At 63.1% G+C, this 6,453-nt stretch carries 6 protein-coding genes; 1 reads left to right on the top strand and 5 read right to left on the bottom strand.

What is annotated here, in order from left to right; translation table 11 throughout:
• Positions 1-604 (top strand): FAD-binding oxidoreductase (locus Q8S40_RS04845; protein WP_305669500.1); only part of this gene is annotated, 604 nt, incomplete at its 5' end.
• A gap of 47 nt (positions 605-651) precedes the next feature.
• Here the strand turns inward: Q8S40_RS04845 and Q8S40_RS04840 are convergent.
• The 5 genes from Q8S40_RS04840 to Q8S40_RS04820 form a co-directional block, all read right to left on the bottom strand.
• Positions 652-1,557 carry a hypothetical protein gene (locus tag Q8S40_RS04840; RefSeq protein WP_305669499.1) on the bottom strand — a complete coding sequence of 302 codons (906 nt, stop codon included), beginning with the start codon at positions 1,555-1,557 and terminating at the stop codon, positions 652-654.
• 13 nt (positions 1,558-1,570) lie between these two features.
• Positions 1,571-2,554, bottom strand: a complete 984-nt coding sequence (locus Q8S40_RS04835; protein ID WP_305669498.1) for a DGQHR domain-containing protein — start codon at positions 2,552-2,554, stop codon at positions 1,571-1,573.
• A gap of 166 nt (positions 2,555-2,720) precedes the next feature.
• Positions 2,721-3,713: a S1C family serine protease gene (locus tag Q8S40_RS04830; protein ID WP_305669497.1), complete on the bottom strand. Its 993-nt coding sequence runs from the start codon at positions 3,711-3,713 to the stop codon at positions 2,721-2,723.
• 80 nt (positions 3,714-3,793) lie between these two features.
• On the bottom strand, positions 3,794-4,174 hold the full coding sequence (locus Q8S40_RS04825) for a hypothetical protein (protein WP_305669496.1): 381 nt from the start codon (positions 4,172-4,174) through the stop codon (positions 3,794-3,796).
• Positions 4,175-4,243: 69 nt separating this feature from the next.
• Positions 4,244-6,421 carry a malate synthase G gene (locus Q8S40_RS04820; RefSeq protein WP_305669495.1) on the bottom strand — a complete coding sequence of 726 codons (2,178 nt, stop codon included), beginning with the start codon at positions 6,419-6,421 and terminating at the stop codon, positions 4,244-4,246.
• Between the last annotated feature and the right edge of the window lie 32 nt (positions 6,422-6,453).

Below are 6,453 nucleotides of genomic sequence, written 5' to 3'. Positions count from 1 at the left end.
GGGGGTTCTGGTGCGCGGCGGCACCACCAGCGGGGGGGTGGTGCGGGGGGGGGGGGGGTTTGGGGCGGAGACAGGCGGGGGCGGCGTGATCCGCGCCGGGCAGGTGGTGAATGCCTGCGGTCCCTGGGCCGGGGAATTCGCCGCGATGCTGGGCGCGCCGATTCCGGTGCGGGCGGCGGTGCAGCAGGTGATGGTGACGGAGGCGGCGGGCGGCGAGGTGATGCGCCATCTGGTGCTGCATGGCAGCCGGCACCTTTCGGCCAAGCAGGGCGATGCCGGCCATTTGGTGCTCGGCGGCGCCTGGCCCGGCGTGCTGGATGCGGCAGGGCGGCCGCGCAACCTGCGGGAGTCGATCGAGGGCAATCTGTTCGTCGCGGGCCGCGTGCTGCCGGCGTTGGCGGGGCTTCAGGTGATACGGGCCTGGACCGGGCTGAATGTGCAGGTGCCGGGGCCGATCCTGGGGGCGGACCCTCGGGTGCAGGGGCTGCACCATGCGGTGACGTTCAACGGGTGGACGCTGGGACCGGTGTGCGGGCGGCTGGTGGCGGAGGGAGTGCGGGGAGGGAAGGGGGCGCCGGGGGTGTTTGGGGTGGGGAGGTTTTGACGGACCAATACGAAGACCGCCTTGAATAGCATGATGTATACTTTCTTTTAGTTGCGAGTATTTCTAATGATCTCAGTGGCTCTAGCGTGTGACTGAGTAATCGCTGAATTAAATACTTCACAAAGCACTGCAACTAGGCAGGGATCAAAGTTGGAAAACAGCCCCCTGGTTCGGCAAAGAAAATTATGTGCAGATTTTGGATTGCCTACAAGTTTTTTGAATTCGGAGGCGCGGGCATCGCCGACTGCGCCATAATAATCGGACCTTTTGTAATTCCATTCATTGCGGACTGCGCTTGGGGAACAGTCATTTTCCTGAAGGGCGGTGATGTAGTGGCTGGCATCTATCCAGTCTTTCTTCTTGAAGGCCGTTTTGGTAAACCGAAGCGCATTTTGCCAAGCCACCACGTGGGGGCGTGTTCCTATGCTGCTAAAAACTAGCTTGCCAGCATGAGGCTGACCGATAAAATTATTATTCCCGCTGCTAAAAAAGGCCGAATGGCTAGCGCCGGTCGCTTTGATAGAGAGGGCTTTAAGATCCTCGGATGCAAGGCTTATGGAAATATAATTAAAAAGCTTGGCTATTTCTATAGCGGCAAAAAAAGCGCAATAATATGCGGTTACAACCATCCATGCGGAGGACGAAGATGCCTCTTTCGATTTGATCAAATCTTGATACTGACGTCTTACTCGCGTCGCTCCCAGAAAAAAATCGGAAACCCGCGCGCTTGCAATGGCCGGACTGTCATGACGAACCTCCCCACCGGCAAGTTCGCAGACCACAAAGCTGCTTGAGGATGGGATATCTATCGATATAGCAGGATCGTTCAAAAGCCCGTACTTGAAAGACGACCTGAAGGTCAGGTGGTCGAGTTCAGCGGGCCCCGCGACGCTAATAAGACCCGCTAATTCCGACGTGCAGGCGTCAGCTAGAAGACCTGCACATCTATTCATCGGAGAGCAAACATTAAAAAAGATCTGTCGGCATTTTAGATTTTCTGTCAATTTCTAGTTTATCTAAAAGATCTTTCTCTAGGTTGGAAATTGCCTCATCGTTGGTTCCAGTATGGTGCTCAAAATTCACTCTGAGTAAAGCCTGAAAGACATACTCAAAGGTCTCCGCTCGATAGTTGCCACGCAACAGCAATGCGCTTTCGCATGCCTTTTCAAAGACACGAAAAATAGCCTGAAAAAACGCCGACTGAATAAGTTTTTGAGATAAATCTGCCTCTAAAAGATTCTGATTTACGCCTGATATGTAGTTTTTAATTAGGGCTTTTTTCTGCAAGTAATCTAAATCTCTCATTCGCTCGCCTGCGAGAATTTTATTTATGGCGAGTTCAAATGGAACGTGAGAAAGATAGCCGGGGCCACGTTGCTCGGCGCTAAGCCGGCCGCATAATGGTGAGTCAGGCTCTATACTCAGGTCTCTGAAAAGACGTAGGCGAACATCATCGATAGAGTCCTGCTTGACCAAAAATTTCGTGAGCTCGATACGCAGCGTACGCGGGACGCCTTTCGCGGTTGAGTTAATATCGATGAAATATTGAACCTCGTCCATGAAAGAAAGGTCGGTTAGTATGCAAACGGGCAAAAGAACGTTCACGCCATGATTTTCTGATGCAATTTGGGCGCCATAGAGTCTGTGCTGCCCATCAATCACGAGAAGCGATCCAGGATGGTCGCTTATTGTAAGCTCGCCAGCCTCAACATCGAATGAGGCAGGAAATTCTGTTTGAACGCTTAAGATAATCGCGCCAGGGATTATTCGATCTTCAAGATACTTGGCGATTCGGCGCGCGCGCGGTGCGTCTAGCTGTCGCTGAAATCCTTCAGTCGGATTTTCGGCCACCCTGTCAACTCGACATAGCGGAAACAGTGTGCTTGCGCTCACGGCAGTTAAGTAAAAACCCGTGTTCGCTCTGCTTAAATTGAAGGCTTGTAACTTCACGGGCATCTCCTATCCAGCCTGTTTTGATTCGTTACTTCTGCTGCGGTGTACAGGTAAGAGCCTTGTACAATACGTTAGCCTCGCCTAGTGGGCCGGCTCGGCTCTCGCCCTCGGTGGAGGTGGGTGGCGCGCATCACTTGTTCGCCCGTTAACAAGCACGGTCTACTCAATGCAGCCTTGGCGCCTTCAAAAACTTGCTCCGATCCCCGCTCACCACCGGCACCACCAGTCGCCTTCCGTCCCGCTCCGCCGCCACATTCACCGCGACACCCGCAGCCCCGCGCGACCACAGGCTGCGCCACAGCCCCGCCAGATCCGGCGCCTCGCTGTCATCCAGCCCCAGGATCCGGTCGCCCGGCCGGATGCCCGCCTTCTCCGCCGGCCCCCTGGCGGCGACGGAGGCCACGACCACGCCTTCCTCCTGATCCGCGCAATACAGCCCGAGCCAGGGCCGCGGCGGCTTGTTCACGCGGCCATAGGCCAGAAGATCGTCCAGGATCGGGTGCAGCAGCCCGATCGGCACCACCAGGTTCAGATCCAGCTTGCGCCCCTTCTGATCCGCATGCTGCAGCACGAGGGACCCGATGCCGAGCAGCGACCCGTCCGGCCCGATCAGCCCCGCGCCACCCCAGGAAGGATGCGCCGGTGCCGTGAACAGCGCCTCCTCCAGCAGATATTCCCAGTAGCCGGCGAAGGGCTCCTTCGCGACGACGGAACACGCCAGCGCCCCGCCGCCCCCCGCGGCCCGCCCCGGCTGCGGCGCCGCGGCCAGGATGGTCTGCACCCCGGCCTCCGGCAGCGTGGCGGGGCCGAGCGGCATGGCCGGTGCCTCCAGCCGCCCCAGCGCCTGCACCAGGCCGAAGCCGGTCTCGAAATCATAGGCCAGCGCATGGCCCTGCACGACGCGGCCGGCGGCGGTCTTGATCCAGATGCTGTCGGCTTCGCCGATGAGGTAGCCGATGGTCAGCACCAGCCCATCCTCCCGGATCACCACGCCGCTGCCCTCGCGTTCCGTCCCCAGGGTGCGGGCGGAAAACGCGTCCGCCGGCACGCGGGACTTCAGGCTGACCACGGAGGTGAGCGTGCGTGCCAGGTCGAAGCTGTAATCGGCCGGGTCGGGCCGCAGGTCCTCAGGGATGTTCCAGTCCTCGTCCGACATCAATCCAACCATGCCAAAGGCGGCAGTCTAGCGCATCTGCCAGCCCCGCCAAATCGCCGCGTATGTCAGTCGAGCGCGTTTCAGTAGAGCGCGACGGCCCCAGCGGCTCCGCCGCCGGCCTGCGGCAGCGGGGCGGCCGGTTCCCAGCCGCGCGGTGGCTGCACCAGGGTCGCCGGGTTCATCGCGGAAGCCTCCGGCCGCGGGCAGCGGAAGGCGATGGTGTAGTCCCGCCCGCCGATATGGCTGCGCGTCACCTCGAAGGCGCGGTCCATCGCCGCGCAATGCGCCTGCGCCCGCTCCACCCCCACGCGCGCTGCCTGCGCCGGCGTATTGCCATGCGCGGTCAGCCCGAAGATCCCGGGCGAAAGCTCCGCCACCTCGCTGGAGGAGGAGCAGGCCATCAGCGCCAGCAGGGGCAGCAGGGCGAGAAGCCGGGGCAGGGCGCAATCTCCGCGGAACATTACGCCAAGGTACAACAGCTTGGGCGCGAGGGGAATCACCCGCGCCCGCGCCCACCTCAGCCGCCCGGCTCAGCCCGCCGCCTTCGCCTCCCGCCGCCTGCGGTGCAGGACGAATTCGGTGTAGCCATTGGGCTGCGCCGCACCCTCGAACACCAGGTCGCAGGCCGCCTTGAAGGCCGGGCCGTCGAAGCCCGGTGCCATCGGGGTATAGGCGGCATCGCCGGCATTCTGGCCGTCCACCACGGCCGCCATGCGTCGCAGCGTCTCCTCCACCTGATCGCGCGAAACGATGCCGTGGCGCAGCCAGTTGGCGATGTGCTGGGCGGAGATGCGCAGCGTGGCGCGGTCTTCCATCAGCCCGACATTGTTGATGTCCGGCACCTTGGAACAGCCGACCCCCTGGTCCACCCAGCGCACGACATAGCCCAGGATGCCCTGCGCGTTGTTGTCGAGCTCGGCCTGCACATCCTTCGGTTCCCAGTTGGTGTCCTGGGCGAGGGGGATGGTCAGGATATCGTCCAGCTTGCCGCGGCGGCCTTCGGCTGCGATCTCCACCTGGCGGGCGGCGACGTCCACCTGGTGGTAGTGCAGCGCATGCAGCGTGGCCGCGGTGGGCGAGGGGACCCAGGCGGTGTTGGCGCCGGCCTTGGGGTGGCCCACCTTCTGCTCCAGCATCGCCGCCATCATGTCCGGCATCGCCCACATGCCCTTGCCGATCTGCGCCCGGCCGCGCAGCCCGCACAGCAGGCCGACATCGACGTTCCAGGCCTCATAGGCCGCAATCCAGGGCAGCGCCTTCATCTCGTTCTTGCGGACCACGGCGCCGGCTTCCATCGCCGTGTGGATCTCGTCGCCGGTGCGGTCGAGGAAGCCGGTGTTGATGAACACCACCCGGTCGCGGGCCGCCTTGATGCAGGCCTTGAGGTTCACCGTGGTGCGGCGTTCCTCATCCATGATGCCCATCTTGATCGTGGCGCGCGGCAGGCCGAGCGCGTCCTCGATGCGGGCGAACAGGCTATCGGCCAGCGCCACTTCCTCCGGCCCATGCATCTTCGGCTTGACGATATAGGTGCTGCCGGTGCGGGAATTCATCCGCTTGCCGCGGCCGGGCGGCTGGATGTCATGCAGCGCGATCGCCACCGTCACCATGGCGTCCAGCGCGGTTTCCGGAATCTCGGCGCCGTCCAGCGTGACCACATCGGTCATCATGTGGTGCCCGACATTGCGGACCAGCATGACGGACCGGCCATGCAGCGTGACGGCGGAGCCGGAGGGGGTCTTCCAGACGCGGTCCGGGTTCAGCCGGCGGGTGATGGTCTTCCCGCCCTTCTCCAGATCCGCCGTCAGGTCGCCCTTCATCAGGCCGAGCCAGCAGCGATAGACCTCGATCTTGTCGGCGGCATCCACCGCGGCGACGCTGTCCTCGCAATCCATGATGGTGGTCAGCGCGGCTTCCATCACCAGGTCGGAGACGCCGGCCGCATCGGACTGGCCGATGGCGCTGGTGCGGTCGACATGGATTTCCAGGTGCAGGCCGTTGTTGACCAGCAGGATGGCGGTGGGCGCCCAGGGCTCGCCCTGGAAGCCGACGCATTGGCCGGGCCGGGCGAGGCCCACCTTGCGGTCATCCGCCAGCGTCGCCACCAGCGCGCCACCCTCGATCGCGTAGCCCTTGCTGCCGGCATGGCTGGCGCCGCCGGCCAGGGGCGCGGCCTGGTCCAACACCTTGCGGGCGAAGGCGATCACCTTGGCGCCGCGCTTCGGGTTGTAGCCGCGGCCGCGCTCGGCGCCATCCGCATCCGGGATCGCATCCGTGCCGTACAGCGCGTCATACAGGCTGCCCCAGCGCGCATTGGCGGCATTCAGCGCGTAGCGCGCGTTGGAGACGGGAACCACCAGCTGCGGGCCGGCCATCTGGCCGATCTCGGCATCCACATCGGTGGTGCCGACGCTGAAATCCTCCGGCTCCGGCAGCAGGTAGCCGATCTCGGCCAGATGCGCCTTGTAGGCGGCGAGGTCCACCGGGCGGGCCGGGTTGGTGCGGTGCCAGGCATCGATCTGCGCCTGCAGCGCATCCCGCTTGGCGAGCAGGGCGGCGTTGCGCGGGGCGAAATCGCGCAGCAGCGCCTCGAAGCTGGACCAGAAGCGGGCCGCCTCGATGCCGGTGCCCGGCAGTGCCTCGGCCTCGATGAATTGCCGAAAGGCCGGGTCCACGCCGAGCCCGCCGATCCGCTCCGATGCTGCCACGATCCGTCTCCCATCCTGTCTGCGCCCCCGGC

It is taken from the genome of Falsiroseomonas sp. (assembly GCF_030695085.1).
Lineage (GTDB): Bacteria > Pseudomonadota > Alphaproteobacteria > Acetobacterales > Acetobacteraceae > Falsiroseomonas.
This window is presented reverse-complemented; position numbering and strand designations above follow the sequence as displayed.